Origin of the sequence: Gordonia amicalis (assembly GCF_022059885.1) — a bacterium.
Taxonomy (GTDB): Bacteria; Actinomycetota; Actinomycetes; order Mycobacteriales; family Mycobacteriaceae; genus Gordonia; species Gordonia amicalis.
Window position 1 is genome coordinate 5033325 of record NZ_CP091855.1, and the last position, 20754, is coordinate 5054078.

A 20754-nucleotide genomic window follows, 5' to 3' on the forward strand; every position below is an offset into this window, starting at 1 on the left:
TCACACCCGCGGCTGACCGCCCTCCTCAGCTGAGCCTTTCGATGATCGTGACGTTGGCGGTCCCGCCGCCCTCACACATCGTCTGGAGGCCGTAGCGGCCGCCGGTGCGTTCGAGTTCGTTGAGGAGGGTGGCGAACAGCTTGGCGCCGGTGGCACCGAGCGGGTGTCCGAGTGCGATGGCACCGCCGTTGGGGTTGACCTTGGCGGGGTCGGCGCCGGTCTCCTTCAGCCAGGCGAGCACGACCGGCGCGAAGGCCTCGTTGATCTCGACGACGTCGATGTCGTCGATGGACAGGCCGGCCTTGCCGAGTGCGTACTTGGTGGCGGGGATGGGCGCGGACAGCATCATCACCGGGTCGTCGCCGCGGACGGACATGTGGTGGATGCGGGCGCGCGGGGTGAGGTTGTGCTCTTTGAGCGCGCGTTCGGAGACGACGAGGGTGGCCGACGAGCCGTCGCAGATCTGCGAGGCGACGGCCGCGGTGAGGCGCGACCCTTCGGCGAGCGGCTGCAGTCCGGCCATCTTCTCCAGCGAGGTCTCACGCGGGCACTCGTCGACGACGCAGTCGCCGAGCGGGACGTTCTCGTTGTCGAAACGGCCGGCGGCGATGGCCGCGCGGGCGCGCTCGTGGGACTGCAGGGCCCAGTGCTCCATGTCCTCGCGGCTGATGTCCCATTTCTCGGCCATCATGCCCGCGCCGACGAACTGCGAGATCTCGGTGTCGCCGAAGCGCTCCCGCCAGCCCGCGGATTCTGCGGTGGGCGTGGTGAATCCGAACTCCTGGCCGGCGATCATGGCCTGCGAGATCGGGATCGCGCTCATGTTCTGTACGCCGCCGGCGACGACGACGTCCTGGGTGCCGCTCATGACGCCCTGCGCGGCGAAGTGGATGGCCTGCTGGCTCGATCCACATTGCCGGTCGACGGTCGTGCCGGGGATGTCGAGCGGCAGACCCGCGGCCAGCCATGCGGTGCGTGCGATGTTGCCGGCCTGGGGGCCGATGGCGTCGACGCAGCCGAACACGACGTCGTCGACGACGTCGGGGTCGATGCCGGTCCGCTCGACGAGTGCGGAGATGATGTGCGCGCCGAGATCGGCGGGGTGGACCATGGCGAGCGAGCCGTTGCGTTTGCCGACGGGGGTGCGGATGGCGTCGACGATGTAGGCCTGCGGCGTGGTCATGGGCGGTACTCCTTTGGGTGGGCGGTGCTGGAGGGCAACCGGTTCAGGCTCGCTGGCTGGAGATCGAGATGACCTCGCCGGTGAGGTATGTGGTGTAGTCGCTGGCGAGCATGGCGACGGTCGCGGCGACCTCCCATACCTCCGCGGCACGGCCGTAGGCCTCCTTCGAGGCCAGCTCGTCGAGAAGGTCGTCGCTGGTGACCTTCGCGAGGAACGGGTGCTTGGCGATCGACGGCGCGATCGCATTGATCCGCACCCCCACGTCGGCGGCTTCGAGTGCCGAGCACCGGGTCAACGCCATGACGCCGGCCTTCGCCGCGGCGTAGTGCGCCTGTCCGCGCTGGGCGCGCCAGCCGAGGACCGAGGCGTTGTTGACGATGACGCCGTTGTGTTCGACCGATCCGAAGTAACGGAGCGCGGCTCGGGTGGCGCGGAAGGTGCCGGTGAGCGTGATGTCGAGGACACGGTCCCACTCTTCGTCGGTCATGTCGGCGACCGGCGTCTCCCCGCCGAGTCCGGCGTTGTTGACCAGTACGTCGATGCGTCCGAGTTCGGTTGCGGCGTCGGCGATCAGGGCGTCGACCTCGGCGGTGACCTGGACGTTGCAGGTGCGCTGGGCGACAGTCCGTTCGGGGAATTCGACCGCGAGCTTCTCGGCGGCCTCACCGAGGCGGCGTTCGTGCCAGTCGCTGACGAGGACGTCCGCACCTTCGAGGAGTGCCCGACGGGCCGATGCGAACCCGATTCCGGTACCGGCAGCTGCGGTGATCACGACCTTCTTACCGAGCAGCAGATCGTGACCGGGGGTCTCGGCGGGCGGGACGGCCAGCGGCGAGATCGCCCGTGCACCGTGCTCCGTCACATCAGTCTGGGTCATGTCAGCGTGCCTCTCGGGGAAGACCGAGCACACGCTCGGCGATGATGTTGCGCTGCACCTCGTTCGAGCCGCCGTAGATGGTGTCGGCGCGGGTGAAGAGGTAGAGCCGTTGCCATTCGTCGAGTTCGACGTGTTCGGGATCGGCGATGTCGTTGGGCTGTCCTTCCGCGGTCGCGTCGGGACCGATCAGTGCCGGCGCCCCGACGACATCCATCGCGAGTTCGCCGAGATCGCGATGCCAGTTGGCCCACAACAGCTTCGACACCGACGCGGCACCGGCCTGACTGGTCACGTCGCCGTCGAGGGTCCGTTGGGCGTGTGCCCGCATGACTTTGAGCCCGATGTCGGCGCGCGCGAGCCGGGAGGAGAGTTCGGGGTCGTCGACCGCACCGTTCGTGCGCGCGACCTCGGTCAGGTTCTCCAGCTCACGTGCGAACCCGACCTGCTGGCCCAGCGTGGACACACCTCGCTCGAACTGCAGCAGACCCATGGCGACCTTCCAGCCGTCACCGGGTTCGCCGACGATCAGGTCCGCGTCGGTCACCGCGTCGTCGAAAAAGACCTCGTTGAATTCCGATGTGCCGGTGAGTTGTTGGATCGGACGCACGGTGACGCCGGGCTGGTCGAGCGGGACCAGGAGGAAGCTCAGACCGGCATGTCGTGTCGACCCCTTCTCCGTCCGCGCTATCACGAACACCCATTGCGCGACATGCGCCAGCGAGGTCCAGATCTTCTGGCCGTTGATGATCCACTTACCGTCCTCGACACGGGCATTCGTCGAGACCCCGGCGAGGTCGGAGCCTGCACCGGGTTCGGAGTAACCCTGCGACCACAGCTCGGTGACGTCGACGATGCCCGGCAGGAAGCGCTTCTTCTGCTCCTCCGTGCCGTACGCGATGAGCGTCGGACCGAGCAACTCCTCGCCCAGATGATTCACCCGGGCGGGCGCGTTGGCGCGGGCGTACTCGCGGTGGAAGATGATCCGCTGCTCCAGCGTCGCCCCGCGACCGCCGTGTTCGGGAGGCCAACCGATGCAGGTCCACCCGCCGGCAGCCAGGTGACGGTCCCATTCGAGGCGTTCGGCGAAGAACTCGTGCTCGCTGCCGGGTCCGCCGCGCCCCTTGAGGCCGTCGAACGTCCCGGTGAGGTTGTCCTCCAGCCAGGTGCGCACCGCCTTGGCGAACACCTCGGCGGAGTTCGGCGTGGCCTTGGCCCATTCGCCCAGGTCGACGGCACGATCGGCCAGATTGATCGAGGTCATGCGAGCTAGCATAACGCACCAAGCAAGTGCTAGGTTGGGGCCATGGCGCAGACGTCCCAGCTCGGGAAACTCTCCGCGATCACGACTCCGGCCGCGCTGGCACACGCCGCACACAGCTGGCCCGACCGTATCGCCCTCATCGACGACCAGTGGCACCTTTCGCCACAACCGCACGTCGAACTGACCTGGTCACAGCTGCGCGATGCGGCGCGCGACTTCGCGGCGGCGCTCGTGGCGTCGGGCATCGAGGCCGGCGATCGCGTGGCCCTCTGGTCACCGAACAGCTTCCACTGGCCGATCGCCGCACTCGGCATCCACTGCGCCGGAGCGACACTCGTGCCGTTGAACACGCGCTACACCGCGAATGAGGCGATCGAGATCATCGAACGTTCCGGCGCGAAGGGCGTCGTCGTGTCGGGACCGTTCCTCGCCGCCGACCACTGCGCGGAACTGCTCGACAAGCACCGTGACGCGATGCCGAATCTGGTGGTGCGGGTGCCGTTCTCGGCGGGCGAAGCCGTACCCGACGGTGCCGTGGACTGGGACGACTTCCTGTCCCGGGCGACCCCGGATGCACGCGACGAGGCGGACCGTCGTGCGGCGGCCGTCTCCGAAGACGACATCTGCGACATCCTCTTCACCTCCGGCACCACCGGGAAGTCCAAGGGCGTGTTGGCAACTCACCGTCAGACGATGACCGGGTCGCACGGGTGGGGTGCCAACGCGGCCCTCTCCCCCGACGACCGTTATCTCATGGCCAACCCGTACTTCCACACGTTCGGATACAAGGCCGGCATCCTGCCGTGCGTGCTGTTCGGCGTAACGATGGTGCCCCTGGCCGTGTACTCGCCGGAGAAGTCGATGCAGATGGTGGCCGAACACCGCATCACCGTCTTCCCCGGTGCACCGACCATCTTCCAGACGATCCTCGACGACCCGAAACGTTCCGACCACGACCTGTCGTCCCTGCGCATCGTCATCACCGGCGCGGCGATCGTGCCGGTGGTGCTCGTCGAACGTCTGCAGCACGACATCGGCGTCGACACAGTCATCACCGCCTACGGGCTGACCGAGGCCAGCGGATTCGTGTCCACGTGCACCCCCGACGACGACGACGAAACCGTCGCCAACACCTGCGGTCGAGCCTTCCCGGGCATGGAGATCACACTGTCCGACGCCGGCGAGGTCCTCGCGCGCGGCGAGATGGTGATGGTCGGATACCTCGATGACCCCGAGGCGACCGCCGAGACGATCGACGCCGACGGCTGGCTGCACACCGGCGACATCGGGACCATCGATGCCCGCGGCAACCTCAAGATCACCGACCGCCTCAAGGACATGTACATCTCCGGCGGCTTCAACGTCTACCCCGCCGAGATCGAGCAGACACTCGCGCGCCTCGACGGGGTCACCGAATCGGCCGTCATCGGCGTCCCCGACGACCGGCTCGGCGAGGTGGGCCGCGCATACCTCACCGTTCGCGAGGACGCCGACCTCGACGAGGCGAAGGTCATCGACTACGCCAAAGAGCATCTGGCGAATTTCAAGGTTCCGCGGTCGGTGGTCTTCGTCGACCAGTTCCCACGCAACGCTTCGGGCAAGATCCTCAAGCGCAACCTCACCTAGCTGTACTGACCCGGGACGTTAGGTACGGGGTTCGGCGAGTCGGCGTGACATAGGGAAGACCTCCGAGTGAGGTGTGGAGCTGTCTAAGAACCGCTCCTCAACCCGGAGGTCTTCATGTCTCACCGTAATTCACCGTTGTCCCCGACTGGCCGGCTGCGTCTGGCTCGGTGTGTTGTCGAGGATGGGTGGCCGCTGCGGCGTGCCGCGGACCGTTTCAATGTCTCGGTGACCACGGCCAAACGGTGGGCCGACCGCTACCGCGACCACGGGCCCGCAGGGATGGTTGACCGCTCAAGCCGGCCCCGCTCATGCCCGCATCGCACCACCCGTCGCCGGGAACGCCGGGTGGTGGGGTTACGCGTGTCGCGCCGTTGGGGACCAGCTCGGATCGGGTTCCACCTGGGGTTGAACGTGTCCACAGTCCACCGCATCCTCACCCGGTACCAGTGTGTGCGGTTGTCGTGGACCGACCCGGCCACCGGAGCACCGGTGCGTGCACGACGACGTGAGGTTCGCCGGTATGAACGCGAAGCTGCCGGGGACTTGATCCACGTCGACATCAAGAAGCTGGGCAGGATCCCCGACGGTGGTGGGCACCGCGTGCACGGCCGCGCCCGAGGCGGCCGCAATTCCAGTGCCCATCGCGATCCGTCCCGGCCCCGCACCGTGCATGGCCGCCCCAACCTGGGATACGCCTACCTGCACCACGCCGTCGATGATCACTCCCGATACGCCTATTCGGAGATCCTCGCTGATGAGAAGAAGGAAACCGCGACCGCGTTCATGACCCGGGCCTTGGCCCACTTTGCCTCGATCGGCGTCACGACCACACGGGTGATGACCGACAACGGGTCCTGTTACCGGTCCAGAATGTTCCGGAAACGATTGGCCGACAACGGGATCAAACACAAATGGACACGACCGTACCGGCCGCAAACCAACGGCAAGGTGGAACGATTCAACCGCACACTGCAAGAGGAATGGGCCTACGCCCGCCCCTACAACAGCGAGACCGAACGCGTGGCCGCCTTCGACGAGTTCCTGCGCATCTACAATCACGAACGCGGCCACACCGCACTCAGAGGCGACTCACCCGCCGACCGCGTACCCAACCTGGCGGGTCAGTACACCTAGCCGACTCATAGCTCGAAGCCGCGCTGAGCGCGGCTTCGAGCTATGAGTTTCGGGAGGGGAACCGGGCGCTGGGCTGTCGCGTCGAAGATGCGTGCCCGACTTCACCAGGTTCCGCGAACTGGTCGCCGCTCGCGACGGCGTGTTCACCAGCGCCGACGTCAGTGCCTGTGCCATCAGCCCCGACGCGGCGTTCCGGAGGGTGAGATCAGGCGAATGGATTCGGGTCTCCCGCGGTGTCTTCCATGTCGGCGATCGCCGACTCGACGACCGGATGCGCGCACGGATCGCAGTGCTGTGCACCTCACCGCGGGCCGCACTCTGCTCCGAAACCGCCTACTGGTGGCACGGCTTCACGACCAAAGCGCCGAAGCAGATCCACGTGGTCACACCTCAGGGACGCCACGGACGCCCCGTCGACGGCGTCCGCATCTGGCATCGAACAGTCGCGCCGCCCGACCTCACCGAGGTCGACGACCTGCGCGTGACAGAGAAAGCCCTCACCGTCCTCGATGCCGCCGTCGACGGCGGTTCCCGGCTACTGGACTCCGCACTGCTTCGTAAGTACACGACGGTGGCCGACGTCGTCGACGCGCAGACCCGCAACAGCGGACGACGAGGCTCGCGAAGATCTCGCGAGATGGTCGCGGCGATCGCCGACGGGTCACGTTCGGAGCGCGGCCTCGAGCTATAAGACGGCCGGGGGCGGGTTTGTGCATTTTGGCCAACACCCCGTCGGAACTTCGTTGCGAGAGGACGTGGGATAGATCACAGCGGGCGGCTTAGTGTCGGTCATCACACACCGACCGACCCTCCGAAAGGGCATCGATGCCTGACCTCGCGTACCTCCCCTGGCACCTCGCCGAGCAGCACGGTTCTGCGCCCGCACTCGCCGACGAACGCACCGAGCTCTCTTTCACCGAGTTCGACGCCCGATCCGCCGCGCTGGCCGCCCAACTCCGTGCACTCGGACTCGGCCGCGGTGACGTGCTGGCGATCAAGCTCCCCAACCGGGTCGAGCTGGTCGTGGCGATCGCCGCCGCGTGGCGCCTGGGCGCCGCCGCCACGCCGATCAACCCGGCATTCACCGACACCGAAGCCGACCATCAGGTCAGCGACTCCGGTGCTCGGCTGATCATCAGTGTCGACGGTTCGTCCCCCACCTCGGGCGTCGCCGGCCTGGCGGTCGACGAACTGGCCACCGAACTCCCCGACGAACAGGGTCCACTCGCGCCCGCACCGGTCGCCGGCGCCGACACCGCGCTGCTGATCTACACCAGCGGCTCCACCGGACGTCCCAAGGGCGTGCAGGTCACCCATGCCAACGTCGACGCGATGAGCGCGACGATGGCCGAGCACTTCAGCCTGACCGCCGACGACCATTGCATGCTGATCCTGCCGCTGTTCCACGCGAACGCACTCATGGTGTCCACCTTCGCCCCATTGCGCGCCGGTGCCCGTCTCACGATCCGCACCGGGTTCTCGGCGTCGCGCTTCTTCGACGACGTGGAAACCCTTCGGCCCACCTATTTCTCGGCCGTGCCGACGATCTTCGCGGTGCTGACCGCGATGCCCCCCGAGGTGCGACCCGACACCTCGTCGCTCCGCTTCGCGATCTGCGGCGCTGCACCGGTCAGCCGAGAACTGCTCGACGCATGCCAGACCCGCTACGGTCTGCGCCTCGTCGAGGGCTACGGCCTGACCGAGGGCACCTGCGCGTCGGCCTGCAACCCGGTGGACGGAGTGCGCAAACTCGGCACCGTCGGGCCGGCCCTTCCTAGACAACGGATCCGGATCGTCGACGCCGACGGACACGACGTCCCCACCGGCGAGACCGGCGAGGTCATCATCTCGGGACCGACCGTGATGGCGGGCTACCTGAACAATCCCGAGGCCACCGCCGAAACCATCCGTGACGGCTGGCTGCACACCGGCGACATCGGGCGCCTCGACGCCGACGGCTACCTACAGATCGTCGACCGCATCAAGGACATGATCATCCGTGGCGGAGAGAACCTGTACCCCAAGGAGATCGAGTCCACCATCGCGCAACTGCCGGGTGTGCTCGAGTCCGCGGTGGTCGGTCGCCCGCACGAGGTGCTGGGAGAGGAACCCGTCGCCTACGTGGTGCGGTACCCGGACTCGCAACTCACCGCCGACGACGTCCTCGCGCACTGCGCCGGTCACCTCACCCGGGTGAAGGTGCCTGCCGAGGTCACCATCCTCGACGAGCTGCCGAAGAATCCGGTCGGCAAGATCGACAAGCCCTCGCTGCGCCGCGGCCTCGCGGTGACCTGACCGACCGAGCCCCCAACGCACCCCGGCACCGCACCACGCCGGCGTGCCGGTAGGTCCTGCCCACCGCGAGGTCCCCCCCCCCCCCCGAGCCTCCGAGAAGAGCCCCCTCCACCCGATCCCTCAAGAAAGAGAGCGACAATGGGTTTCAACACCGCCGACATGCCGCCGGTCGATCCGGCGAAGTTCGGATCTTTACCCTTCATGGAACGCATGCGCCTGCTCGCAACCCACTGGTGCGAGTACGGCTTCGGCAGCCCCAAGAAGCTGCACATGCTCTACGTCTACAAACTGATCTTCTTCACGGTTGTCGGCCTGCTGCTGGTCGGCCTGACCACCCCGGCGCTCGGCGGCTTCGGCGAGATCGGCTCGTGGTGGACCGAGCCGATCGTCTACGTGAAGCTGATGGCGTGGACCACGCTGTTCGAGGTCCTGGGCCTCGCCTCGTCGTCGGGACCGCTGGCGTTCAAGTTCTCGCCGTTCATCGGCGGTTGCCTGTACTGGTTGCGCCCCAAGACGATTCGTGTTCCACCATGGCCGGGCAAGGTGCCCTTCACCGCCGGTGACACCCGTCAGCTGTGGGACGTGGCGGTCTACGGCCTCATCCTGCTCAATCTGGCGTTCCTGGTCTGCTTCCCGGGACAGGTCACCGACCGCGTTCCCGGCAGTGAGGCCGGCCTGCCCCCGCAGTGGGCGATGTTCAGCTACATCGGGCTGATCGTGCTCATGGGCCTGCGCGACAAGACGGTCTTCCTGGCCGCCCGCTCGGAGCAGTACCTCGCCGCACTCCTGATCTTCGCCTCGGCCGGTTCCGTGGTCGAGATGATCATCGCGGCCAAGATCTTCATCTTCGCGAGCTGGTTCGGTGCCGGCATCTCCAAGCTCGGCCGCCACTTCACCCTGGTCGTCGCGCCGATGGTGTCGAACACCCCGTGGATCACCTCACGGCGTCTGAAGCGATCGCTGTACCGCAACTTCCCGGAGGACATCCGTGCCTCCAAGGTCACCAGCTCGATCGCCCACATCCTGGGCACCATCGTCGAGCTCGCGTTGCCGCTGATCCTGCTGTTCTCGACCAACACCACGCTCACGCTGCTCGCCCTGATCGGCATGACCGGGTTCCACATCTTCATCATCTCCACCTTCCCGCTGGCGGTGCCGCTGGAGTGGAACGTCTTCTTCATCTTCTCGGCGTGGTTCCTCTTCTGGGGTCACCCGGCCGGTGAGGGCTGGGCGGTCACCGACATGAGCACCGGCTGGTTGCTCGCCGCCATCGTGATGGCCGCGTTCTTCCCGATCCTGGGCAACCTGCGTCCGGACCTCGTCTCCTTCCTCCCGTCGATGCGGCAGTACGCCGGCAACTGGGCGTCGGCGACCTGGGCGTTCCGTGGACGAGAGGTGGAGGACAAGCTCAACCAGCATCTCGTCAAGTCCAACCTGAACCAGATCGACCAGCTCACTGCGGCATTCGGCAATGAGGTTGCGGAGATCTTCATGCAGAAAGCGGTGGCCTGGCGCACCATGCACAGCCAGGGGCGAGCGCTGATCTCGCTGATGATGCGCCACACCGACGAACTCGACAACTACGTGATCCGTGAGGCCGAGTTCGTGTGCACCACCCTGATCGGCTGGCAGTTCGGCGACGCACACCTGCACAACGAGCAGACCATCGCCGCGGTGCAGCGACGCTGCAACTTCGCACCTGGCGAGGTGATCGTGACCTGGACCGAGTCCCAGCCGATCCACCGCAACTACATCGAGTACAAGGTGATCGACGCGGCGATCGGCGTGGTGGAACGCGGCACCTATGTGGTCGCCGACGCCACCGAGGAACTGCCGTGGCTGCCCAACGGGCCGATCAAGCACACCGTCACCTGGACGCGCCCCGGATATGTTGCGCCATCGGACGGTTCGCAGTACGTGCAGCAGTCTAGGGTGAATGCATGAGTCGTGGAGTAGTGGTCGGCAGCGGGCCCAACGGACTCGCTGCCGCCATCACCCTCGCCGCCGCCGGTCTCGAGGTCACCGTCCTCGAGGCCGCGGCGGTGCCCGGCGGTGGAACCAGGTCGGCCGAGGTCACCGTCCCCGGCCTGGTGCACGACGAATGTTCGGGCTTCCACCCACTCGCGCTGGACAACGCGTTCAGCAGGCGTTTCGACCTCGCTGCACACGGATTGCGCTGGGCCGCTCCACCTGTGCAGTACGCCCACCCGCTCGACGGTGGTGACGGTGCAGCGGCCTATCGCTCGGTGGACGAGACCGCCGACCAGTTCGGTGATTCCGCCCGTCGGTACCGGCAGCTCTTCGGCTCGATCACCGGCAAGTTCGATCGCATCGCCGGGGAGTTCCTCCAGCCCATGCTCCACGTACCGCGGGACCCGTTCCCGCTGGCGCAGTTCGGGATTCCGGCGGCTCTGCCGGCCACCTGGGTTGCCCGGTGGTTGCGCGACGAGCGGGCGGCGGCACTGTGGACGGGAGTGGCGGCGCACGCCTTCCATCCACTCACCACACCGCTGTCGTCGGCGATCGGCGTCGCCCTGGGCACCGCCGCACATCGCTACGGATGGCCCGTCGCGGTCGGGGGGTCGGCGACGATCAGCCGTGCGATGATCGCACTCCTGGAGTCGCTGGGCGGAACGGTGGTCACCGACACAACCGTCACCTCACTCGACCAGCTCGACTCCCCCGACGTCGTCCTCCTCGACACCTCGCCACAGGCGGCGGCCGGCATCCTCTCCGGCAAGCAGCCAGAGCGCGTGGCGCGTGCCTACCGCCGATACCGGCATGGGCCGGCGGCATTCCAGGTGGCATTCGCCGTCGAGGACGGCATCCCGTGGAGCTACGAACCGGCACGTCGGGCCGGGACCATCCATGTCGCCGGGAGTTCCTCCGAAGTCGTGGCCGCCGAACGCGACACCTGGTCGGGGCGGATGCCGTCGAAACCCTTCCTCTTGGTCGGGCAGCAGTATCTGGCCGATCCGGACCGCGCAGCGGGCAACCTCGTCCCGGTGGATGCCTACGCCCATGTGCCTGCCGGGTTCACCGGTGACGCAAGGCAACTCGTCGTCGATCAGATCGAACGATTCGCCCCCGGCTTCACCCGGCGCATTCGCGCATCGCATGTCCGCGCAACAGCCACGATCGCCACCGACAACCCCAATTACGTGGGTGGCGACATCACCACCGGCGCCAACTCCGCGCGCCAGTTGATATTTCGTCCGCGAGTGGCGTTCGACCCCTACTCGACCGGCGTCGACGGCGTCTACCTGTGTTCGGCGGCGACGCCACCGGGGGCCGGTGCACACGGCCTGTGCGGGTTCCATGCCGCGAACTCGGCCCTGAAGAAGCTCGAACGCGGTGGCGGCCCGCAGGCCTCGAGGCAACAGGATTCGACCCAACAGGGTTCGTCCTGATGAGCAACGGCGCTCTCGGACGCCGGCTGGTCTCCCCCGATTCACCCGACGCGGCGGAGATCATCCGGCTGTCCACCATCGTCGGCGAGCGGCTCGCCGCGCGCAGCGATGAACTGAGCGAGTCGATGACCACGGCGATCGAGAACGGCCTCGAGGAGCTCAACGACCCCGACCTTCTCGAGTTGTTGCGAGCGAGCGTCGCCGCCAACATCGCGACGATCCTGCACATGATCCGCAACAACATCCCGCTCGATCAGGCGCCACCGGTCACCGCAGCGACCGAGTATGCCGATCGGTTGGGACAGCGGGGCATCCCCGCCTCGTCGCTGCGGCGGGCATACCACTTCGGTTCCGATGACCTGCTGGCCAATGTGTTCGAGGAGGTGAGAGAGCTCGACACCTCTCCCGAACTGCGGCTGCGGGTGCTGCACCACTTCTCCGGCTGGCTGCACAAGTACGTCGACTGGATCACCCGTGTGGTTCTCGACGTACACGAGGAGGGCCGCCGGTACTCGGTCGAACAGAACGCGACCGTGGTGTCGACGATGGTGCGGCGGGCGCTGCAGGGCGACCTCACGAGCACGGACGAGTTCACCGTCAGGACCGGCTATCCGCTGACGCGCACCCATCTCGCGGCCACCCTGTGGATCGACCGCGCCAACCCGGGCACCGACAACACCGCACTGCTGGAGTCCCTGGCGCACGACGTCGCAACCACTCTCGGCTCCAGAGCACCCCTTTTCACCTCGGTGGACCGCAGCACCGCGTGGGTCTGGTACCCCGTGGCCGACGCCGATCCCGAGGTGGTCCGACCAGTGCTGTCCGTGGTGCCGGGCGCACGGATGGCCTTCGGCTCCCCGGCACCCGGACTCGAGGGATTCCGGGAGAGTCACCAGCAGGCCGAGAGTGTCAAGCATGTGGCGGCGGTGTCGACGAATCAGGCGATGACAGTGGTGGGGCACGGCTCGGGCGGCATGTCGATCATCGCGATGCTCGCTCGCGATCTACCCGGCACACGACGCTGGGTGCGCGATGTCCTCGGACCGCTCGCCGCCGACACCGAGGCCGCCGAGCGACTGCGCGACACCGCCCGGGTGTTCCTCGACTGCGGCAACAGCTACGTCGCGACGGCCGAGGCCCTCAACATGCACCGCAACACCGTGAAGTACCGGCTCGGACGAGTCGTCGAGGAGTTGGGTCACCCGATCGGCGAGCGTCGCCTCGACACCGAACTGGCCCTGCACACCGCACACGTCCTCGGTGCGGCGGTGCTGTGAGCGCGCGATCGGTCCCATGACTGCCTGACCACCCCGTGCGATCGGCAAGCCGCTGTGGTCGGATGGACGGGTGGCGACGACTCACGACAGAGCACCGATGATGATCACGGTCGGGTCCGCACGTCCGGCGGCGGTCCGGCCATGACCCTGATCGGCACCGATCCCACCACCGAATTCCTCACCCGGGCAGGCATTCTGGATCCCGATCTGCCGACCACCCGAATCGTCACGCACGGCGCGGTGGTGTTCCTCAACGGTGATCGTGCATGGAAGATGAAGCGGCCGGTGCGTTATCGCTACCTCGATTTCTCCACCCCGGAATTCCGGCACGACGCACTCGACGCCGAACTGCGCCTCAACCGGCGCATCGCCCCCGGCGTCTACCTCGGACTGCACAAGGTGGACGACGCAGACGGCAACAGCGATTGGGTGCTGGAGATGCGTCGCTTCGACGACGACGCACTGCTGTCCACCCGGGCCGAGCGCGGCGATCTCGACGACGCCCTACTGCGACGACTGGCGGAGCTCACCGTAGAACTGCACGCGGCGTCGGAGATCTGCCCCGACCCGCACGGTGCCGCGCGCATCCAGGAGGTCGTCGACGGGAACCTGGGGAGCATGTCGGCGTTTCCGGAGATCCTCGATCCCTCGCGAGCGAGGCTGCTGACCGATCGCCTGACCGCGATGATCAGCGCTCACTCCGATCTGCTCGACACCAGGGCCCGCGCCGGTCGGGTCCGGCACGGTCACGGTGACCTGCATCTGGGCAACATCGCGGTGATCGACGGCGAACCGTTGCCTTTCGACTGTCTCGAGTTCGACGCCGACATGGCCACCACCGACGTGCTCTACGACGTCGCGTTCCTCGTCATGGACCTGTGGGCACGAGATTTGCGGCATGAGGCCAACGTGGTGGTCAACAACTACCTCGACCTCTCTCCTGCGGACGAGGACGGCTATTCGCTGATGCCGATCTTCCTCTCGGTGCGTGCGACGGTGCGCGCTCATGTCGCCGCCGCCGAAGGGGCCGTCAGCAAGGCCCACGACTACCTCGACCTCGCCCTGGCAGTCGTCGATCCGGCACCGGCACGGCTGGTCGCGATCGGCGGCGGATCAGGCACCGGGAAGTCGACCGTGACCCGCGCCATCGGAGCGGAGTTCGTCCCGGCACCGGGCACTCGCATTCTGCGCAGCGATGTGCTGCGCAAGCGCCTCGCCGGGGTGCCGGAGCACACCCGGCTCCCGGCAACCGGCTACACCGTGGAGATGGGTTCCCGGGTGTATGGAGAGCTGTGCCGGCTGGCCGCTCAGACGCTGGGTGGCGGGATGAGTGTGATCGCCGACGCGGTGTTCGGCCGTGCCGCACAGCGCGACGCGATCGCCGGCGTCGCCGAGACACTTGCTGTCCCGTTCACCGGCATCTGGCTCGAACTCGACGAGGCCGAACGCATCGCGCGCATCGAGGCGCGCGGCGCCGACGCGTCGGATGCCGATGCGTCGGTGGCACGACGACAGACCCGGTCGCTGGAGACCCCAGGGGCCGAATGGGTGCACGTCGACGCCGGCGCCGGGGTTCTCGATCGAGTGCGGCACGCACTCGGCCTGCCCGGGTCCGCCGGCACCCGATAGCGTCCGGTCAGCCGCGAGGGAGCGGCTTGACCAATGGGAACAGGACGGTCTCGCGGATTCCGAGACCGGTCAGGGCCATCAGCAGACGGTCGACGCCCATGCCGGTTCCGGTGGTCGGGGGCATGCCGTACTCCATCGCGGTGAGGAATTCCTCGTCCAGGACCATGGCCTCGTCATCACCGGCGGCGGCGAGTCGTGCCTGGTCGATGAAGCGCTCACGCTGGATCACCGGGTCGACGAGCTCCGAGTAGCCGGTGGCCAGCTCGAACCCGCGGACGTAGAGGTCCCACTTCTCGACCACGCCGGTCACCGACCGGTGCGCGCGGACGAGCGGCGAGGTCTCGACCGGGAAGTCGCGGACGAACACCGGCCGGGTCTGCTTCTCGCCGACCATGTGCTCCCACAGTTCCTCGACGAGCTTGCCGTGGCCGTAGCCCTTGCCCTTGGGGACCTCCAGGCCGACACGATCAGCGATCGCCAGCAGCTGGTCGACGGTGGTCTCCCCGGGCGCACCCGCGGGCACGATCTCCTCGCCGAGCGCCTCCGACAGCGACGGGTACATCTCGAGGGAGGTCCACTCGCCGGACAGGTCGTACGTCGAACCGTCGGGCATGATCGGGGTCTGGGTACCCAGGGCGGCCTGCGCAACCTCCTGCACCAGCTCACGGGTCATGACCGCGGAGTCGTCGTAGGTGCCGTAGGCCTGATAGGTCTCGAGCATCGCGAACTCGGGCGAGTGGGTGGAGTCGGCGCCTTCGTTGCGAAAGTTGCGGTTGATCTCGAAGACGCGCTCGATGCCGCCGACGACGCAGCGCTTGAGGAACAGCTCCGGCGCGATGCGCAGGAAGAGGTCCATGTCGAAGGCGTTGGAGTGCGTCACGAACGGACGCGCCGCGGCACCGCCGTGCAGGGTCTGCAGCATCGGGGTCTCGACCTCGAGGAACCCTCGACGCCCCAGCGCCGCACGGAGTTCGGCGATCACCTGGATGCGGGTCCGGGCGTTGTCACGGGCCTCCGGACGCATGATGAGGTCGACGTAGCGCTGCCGCACCCGGGTTTCCTCGTTCATCTCCTTGTGGGCAACCGGCAACGGCCGCAACGACTTCGACGCCATCTGCCAACCATCGGCCATCACCGACAGCTCGCCGGTGCGAGAGCTGATGACCTCGCCGGAGATGAAGACGATGTCGCCGAGGTCGACGTCGGACTTCCAGCGGGCCAGCGATTCCTCGCCGACGCCGTTGAAGCTGACCATCGCCTGCAGTTGGGTGCCGTCACCCTCCTGGAGGGTCGCGAAGCACAGCTTGCCCTTGTTCCGCAGGAAGATGACGCGCCCGGAGACACCGACGTGCCGGCCGGTCTCGGTGCCGGCCTCGAGGTCGGGGTAGGCGGCGCGGATCTCGCCGAGGGAGTGGGTGCGCGGAATCGAGACCGGGTATGCCTCGCGGCCCTCGGACAGGATGCGCTCGCGCTTCTCGCGGCGGATTCGCAACTGCTCGGGAGTCTGGTCGTCGGCGTCCGGGGTCTTCGCGGCCGCGGCGGAAGCGGCGGTGGTCGGGCTGTCACTCACCCCACGCACCCTATCGGTGCCGGTCACCGACTCCCAACTCGCCGCAGTCGCTGTGACAGCGGTGACAGACCGCCAGTGGTTTCAGCTCTCGTGCGCGGAGATGACGGCGAGTTCGTCTGCGCGGAGGCGACCGTTGACCTTGGCCTGGCGCATCCGGCGGTGCCCGCCGACGACGAACACCGCGCCGTGTATGCCCCTCGCCTGCAGGTGCCAGGCCAGCCACTCGGCCTCGTGGCCGTCCTCGCTGACGAGGATCCAGCGGGAATCCGTGCGCGCCGCGGTCAGCGACTCGGGGGTGCCGGGGGTGAGCCGGTCGAGGACCTCGACGGCGTCGATGGCGAGTGCGCCGAACAGTGCGCCGTCGACCTGGCGTCGGCGATGCGAGCGGACGTCCACGGGTGTCGCGCCCTCGGCGACGGCCTCCGCATAGTCGCCGACCTGCAGCGACAGGGGTGCGGCCGGTGCCGGAGCGACGATGGGCGCGGTCGCGGCGAAGGTGGTGCGGGACAGAACAGGGGTAGCAACCGAAGCGGTCATGAGAGGGAGTCCTCGGGTGATCGAAAACGAGCGGGGAGCGCGAAGGAGGGCAGCCGCAGATGCGGTACTAGCCCTGACAACACTCCTGACAGCTCTTGATCACGGCGACGAGTATGCCACAGCTGCGCGCCTGGGACCAGACTCGAGTGACGACTACCGCACCGGTGGTTGCCAATCCTGAATGCGCCGCAGCCGGCGGTCGAGTGCCGCATCGGGGGCCGCCCGCAGGGCCAGCTCGCGCAGGCGGACCGCGGGTCCCGACCGCCACTGACCGACCCGTCCGATCACCGACGCCTGGCGAGCGATGCGTCGGGTGCGACGCCGTCGTAGACGGTCGTAGGTTCGCAGGGCCTCGTCGACGCCTGCTCCGCCCTGCCCGAGCAGCGCGGCCAGGGTCGCCGCGTCCTCCATGGCCTGGTTCGCCCCCTGGCCGAGGTTCGGGGTCATGGCGTGCGCGGCGTCGCCCACGAGCACGCGCCGGCCCCGGACGAAGGTGGACAACGGACGCGCCAGTTCTTCGATGGGTAACACTCCGACGTCCGTCGGATCGGTCGCGTCGAGGATCTCCCCGATCGGTGCATGCCACCCCGAGAACCGTTGCCGCACTTCGTCGATACCACCCGGCTCGCCACTCTGCCCGTAGGTGACGGAGGCGAACCAGTAGACGTGTCCGTCCGGCAGCGGGGCGATGCCGAACCGCTGACCGCGTCCCATCGTCTCGCCCGCCGCGTCGAGGTGGACGGGCCGTGCGGTGACGGCTCGCCACGCGACATATCCGCGGTAGGCCACACCCGGGTCGTCGGCGACCGCGGGCCGTACCCGACTCCGCAGACCGTCGGCTCCGACGACCAGGTCACAGCTGTCGATCGACGTGCCGTCCTCGAGCCGGACCGACCCGTCACGAACCTCACGCACCGCGGTTCCGGTCCGGATCTCCACGCCCGACCCGAGCCGGCCGAGGAGCGCCTCGTGGAGATCGCCGCGGCGCACCACCCGGAGTTGCCCGATCGCCGACGGGTCGAAGCGGGTGAGCCAACGTCCGTCGGCGCGACGTGTTCCGTTCACGGTGGGTGAAACCCCGACGGCGTCGGGAACCGCCGCCCGGAGGCCGAGCGTTTCGAGCGCGCGGAGCCCGTTGCCGAACAGGCTGAGTCCCGAACCTCCCCCACGAACCTCCGCCGACCGCTCGAGCAGCGTGACCTCCGCGCCCATCGACGACAACCCGGCAGCAGTGCACAACCCCGCGATGCCTGCACCGACGATGACGACCTTCATCCCAGACCTCTCCACACGGAGAAGAATGACGGGTCGACCATCGCTGTGGCTGTAGGACTTCGGTTGACATCGTGTACCACTGGTGCCGGGAACTGGGCTGCGGGTGTGGATGCCGCACAGTGGGTCGGGTGGGGTGACTTCGCGTCCATCTCAGTGGCTTCCGAGGGAAATGTGCCCTTCGTGGGTGCTCACGGGGACGAGTTCCTCAGCCGCTTGCCGCACGTCATGAACGGCTTGGCGAAGCCGGCTCACCTCACCCTCGGGGCCCGCGTCAGCGGGAAAGAAGTGAGGTCGCATGCGACATCGCTCCGGCGCGCACCGGTCCGGAGTGCCCCGACGGACCGCTGGTGTGGGGTCCTTCCGGATCAGGCAGCGAGGGATGCGCTCCCTCGGCTCAGTCAACGCGATGTCCGGGTCCTACTTGCCCCGACGAGGGTTGGCCTTGGACCGCTCATGCACCAGCCGCAACCCCTCGAGGGTGAGGTGCGGGTGGTGGTCGGTGAGCGACCGGCATTCGTCGAACATCAGCGGGGCCAGGTAGCCGGTGGCGACCACGGTGACGTCGTCGCCGTCGAAGCCGGGCACGGTGTCGCAGACGCGATCGACGAGCGCGTCGACCTGGCCGGCGAATCCGTAGAGGATGCCCGACTGCAGGGCCTCGACCGTGTTCTTGCCGAGCACGCTTCGTGGCGGCATCAACTCGACCTTGCGCACGGTCACGGTGTGCTCGGAGAGCGCCTCGACCGCCAGGTTCACGCCGGGCGCGATGGCGCCGCCGAGGAATTCACCCTTCGCCGACACCGCGTCGACGACGGTCGCGGTCCCGAAGGCCACCACGATGCAGGGGCCGCCGTATTCATGATGCGCGGCAAGGCAGTTGGAGACACGGTCGGTACCGACCTCCTTCGGGTTGTCGACGAGCAGCGGCACACCTGTCCGCACGCCGGGTTCGAGCAGGACGTGCGGGCCGTCGCCGAAGTAACGGGGCAGCATGACCCGCAGCTCGCGCAGCAACGAGGGCACCGTCGACAGGGCACTGACCCCGGTGACCTGCTCGATGTCCGAGCCGAGCATGCCGCGAAAGACCCAGGCGAGTTCGTCGGCGGTGTAGTTCGGGTCGGTGTGGATACGCCAATCGCGCACCAATCGCGCGTGATCCCCTGCTCCGGCGTGGACGCCGAGGTGGATGTTGGTGTTGCCGACGTCGACGGCGAGCAGCATCGGTGGCTCCGGGTCGCTCGTCGGTGTCAGACCGCGGAGTCGGCGAAGACCGGGCCGTCGAACTGCCGCGGGTCGAGCAGACCCGAACCCTCCGGCGCATGCGCCGGGTCGTCACCGGATTCGAGGATGCGGTTGTGGTCGTCGACGAAGACGACCTGCGGCGCATAGGCCTCCAGTTCGGCCTCGTTCAGCATGCCGTAGGCGATGATGATGACGAGATCCCCGGGGTGAACGAGATGTGCTGCGGCGCCGTTGATCCCGATGACACCGCTGCCGCGCTCCCCGGCGATCGCGTAGGTCACCAGTCGGGAACCGTTGTCGATGTCGACGATGGTGACCTGTTCACCCTCGAGCAGACCCGCGGCGTCGAGCAGATCCTGGTCGATCGTCACCGACCCCACGTAGTGCAGATCCGCCTGGGTCACGGTGGCGCGGTGGATCTTCGAGGTCATCATGGTGCGCAGCATGGGTCAGTGTCCCCCTGTGTCGGTCGTGGATGTGGTTGCGGGTCCGGAGAGTTCTTCTTCGAGTGCGGCGAGGCCTCCGACGTTCACGCCGACGTTGTCGATGAGGCGGGCGGGTCCGAGGCGCGCGGCGACGAGCAGCCGGGCGGCGCCCTTCTCCGGGGCGTCCTCCAGTGCGCGGCCGCGGAGGGCCAGGTATTCGACGTCGATCTCGGGCACGGTGTCGAGCACCGCCTGCGCCGCCGCGACGATCGCGTCCCGGCCGCCCTCGGCGGAATGCGCCCCGGCCACCAGCGCGGCCGACAACGTCGTGGCCAGCTCCCGCTGCTCCGGGCTGAGGTAGCGGTTGCGCGAGGACATCGCCAGCCCGTCGGATTCACGGACCGTCGGGACCCCGACGATCTCGACGTCGAGATCGAGGTCGGTGACCATCTGCTTGATCAGCACGAGCTGCTGATAATCCTTCTCGCCGAAGTAGGCGGCATTGGGTCCGACGATGTTGAGCAGCTTGAGGACAACTGTCAGCATCCCCGCGAAGTGCGTCGGGCGGGAGATGCCGTCGAGGATCGCACCGGCCCCGCCGGGGTGCACCGTGGTCCGCTGCCCGTTGGGGTACATCGACGCAGCGTTCGGCGCGAAGACCAGTTCGACGCCGAGCGACTCGAGCAGCGCGAGGTCGGCGTCGAGGGTGCGTGGGTACGCGTCGAGGTCCTCGTTCGCACCGAACTGAAGCGGGTTGACGAAGATCGAGACCACGACGATCGTGTTGCCCTTGGCCTTCGCCGCGCGCACAAGCTGGAGATGTCCGGCGTGCAGCGCTCCCATGGTCGGGACCAGCACCACCCGCTTGCCCGCGGCGCGCAGCGTTCTGGTCACCCGGGTCAGGGTCGCCGGTTCACGGTGCACCGTCATCTGACCGGCCCTGTAGGTCGGCGTCTCATCGGGCGGGACACTCACAGCATCTCCTTCGATAGGCGGTGTCGGGTCGGTGACCT

17 protein-coding genes are annotated in these 20754 nt (G+C 67.8%); 8 read left to right on the top strand and 9 right to left on the bottom strand.

The annotated features are described in order from the left end of the window. Positions 1-25: 25 nt before the first annotated feature. Genes IHQ52_RS23025 through IHQ52_RS23035 form a run of 3 tightly spaced genes read right to left on the bottom strand, consistent with a single transcriptional unit; the run spans position 26 to position 3321 of the window. Positions 26-1183, bottom strand: a complete 1158-nt coding sequence (locus IHQ52_RS23025) for an acetyl-CoA C-acetyltransferase (RefSeq protein ID WP_006437746.1) — start codon at positions 1181-1183, stop codon at positions 26-28. A 43-nt stretch (positions 1184-1226) separates the two neighbouring features. Then, the gene (locus IHQ52_RS23030) at positions 1227-2060 is read right to left on the bottom strand and encodes an SDR family oxidoreductase (RefSeq protein WP_006437747.1); all 834 of its coding nucleotides are present in this window, start codon (positions 2058-2060) and stop codon (positions 1227-1229) included. 1 nt (position 2061) lies between these two features. Next, entirely contained in the window at positions 2062-3321 is a 1260-nt protein-coding gene (locus IHQ52_RS23035; RefSeq protein ID WP_006437748.1) for an acyl-CoA dehydrogenase family protein, read from the bottom strand. Between the two features lie 42 nt (positions 3322-3363). Between IHQ52_RS23035 and IHQ52_RS23040 the strand changes: the two genes are divergently transcribed. The 8 genes from IHQ52_RS23040 to IHQ52_RS23075 all read left to right on the top strand — a co-directional run bounded on the left by IHQ52_RS23040 (position 3364) and on the right by IHQ52_RS23075 (position 14692). Continuing rightward, the gene (locus tag IHQ52_RS23040) at positions 3364-4947 is read left to right on the top strand and encodes a FadD3 family acyl-CoA ligase (protein WP_096274642.1); all 1584 of its coding nucleotides are present in this window, start codon (positions 3364-3366) and stop codon (positions 4945-4947) included. Between the two features lie 114 nt (positions 4948-5061). After that, complete coding sequence (locus IHQ52_RS23045) at positions 5062-6081, top strand: IS481 family transposase (protein ID WP_238063993.1); 1020 nt, start codon at positions 5062-5064, stop codon at positions 6079-6081. A 91-nt stretch (positions 6082-6172) separates the two neighbouring features. Beyond that, positions 6173-6772: a type IV toxin-antitoxin system AbiEi family antitoxin domain-containing protein gene (locus IHQ52_RS23050; RefSeq protein ID WP_006437750.1), complete on the top strand. Its 600-nt coding sequence runs from the start codon at positions 6173-6175 to the stop codon at positions 6770-6772. 134 nt (positions 6773-6906) lie between these two features. After that, complete coding sequence (locus IHQ52_RS23055) at positions 6907-8376, top strand: class I adenylate-forming enzyme family protein (protein ID WP_006437751.1); 1470 nt, start codon at positions 6907-6909, stop codon at positions 8374-8376. A gap of 138 nt (positions 8377-8514) precedes the next feature. After that, the gene (locus IHQ52_RS23060; RefSeq protein ID WP_006437752.1) at positions 8515-10320 is read left to right on the top strand and encodes a DUF3556 domain-containing protein; all 1806 of its coding nucleotides are present in this window, start codon (positions 8515-8517) and stop codon (positions 10318-10320) included. After that, entirely contained in the window at positions 10317-11786 is a 1470-nt protein-coding gene (locus IHQ52_RS23065; RefSeq protein WP_006437753.1) for a phytoene desaturase family protein, read from the top strand. Before IHQ52_RS23060 ends, IHQ52_RS23065 begins: the two co-directional genes overlap by 4 nt. Next, the gene (locus IHQ52_RS23070; protein WP_006437754.1) at positions 11786-13063 is read left to right on the top strand and encodes a PucR family transcriptional regulator; all 1278 of its coding nucleotides are present in this window, start codon (positions 11786-11788) and stop codon (positions 13061-13063) included. Before IHQ52_RS23065 ends, IHQ52_RS23070 begins: the two co-directional genes overlap by 1 nt. A 141-nt stretch (positions 13064-13204) precedes the next feature. After that, positions 13205-14692, top strand: a complete 1488-nt coding sequence (locus tag IHQ52_RS23075; protein ID WP_006437755.1) for a bifunctional aminoglycoside phosphotransferase/ATP-binding protein — start codon at positions 13205-13207, stop codon at positions 14690-14692. 7 nt (positions 14693-14699) lie between these two features. Here IHQ52_RS23075 and lysS read toward each other — a convergent pair whose 3' ends face one another. From lysS to panC, 6 genes are all read right to left on the bottom strand, one after another. Beyond that, positions 14700-16262 (bottom strand): lysine--tRNA ligase, encoded by a 1563-nt coding sequence (gene lysS, locus IHQ52_RS23080; protein ID WP_051995434.1) that lies wholly within the window; start codon positions 16260-16262, stop codon positions 14700-14702. Positions 16263-16343: 81 nt separating this feature from the next. Beyond that, positions 16344-16799 (bottom strand): hypothetical protein, encoded by a 456-nt coding sequence (locus tag IHQ52_RS23085; protein ID WP_006437757.1) that lies wholly within the window; start codon positions 16797-16799, stop codon positions 16344-16346. Positions 16800-16952: 153 nt separating this feature from the next. Further along, entirely contained in the window at positions 16953-18074 is a 1122-nt protein-coding gene (locus tag IHQ52_RS23090) for an FAD-dependent oxidoreductase (protein WP_006437758.1), read from the bottom strand. Between the two features lie 417 nt (positions 18075-18491). Then, on the bottom strand, positions 18492-19295 hold the full coding sequence (locus IHQ52_RS23095; protein WP_006437759.1) for a type III pantothenate kinase: 804 nt from the start codon (positions 19293-19295) through the stop codon (positions 18492-18494). A 26-nt stretch (positions 19296-19321) separates the two neighbouring features. Continuing rightward, complete coding sequence (panD, locus tag IHQ52_RS23100; protein WP_006437760.1) at positions 19322-19762, bottom strand: aspartate 1-decarboxylase; 441 nt, start codon at positions 19760-19762, stop codon at positions 19322-19324. Between the two features lie 3 nt (positions 19763-19765). Then, on the bottom strand, positions 19766-20671 hold the full coding sequence (gene panC / locus IHQ52_RS23105) for a pantoate--beta-alanine ligase (protein WP_374978483.1): 906 nt from the start codon (positions 20669-20671) through the stop codon (positions 19766-19768). Positions 20672-20754: the final 83 nt, after the last annotated feature.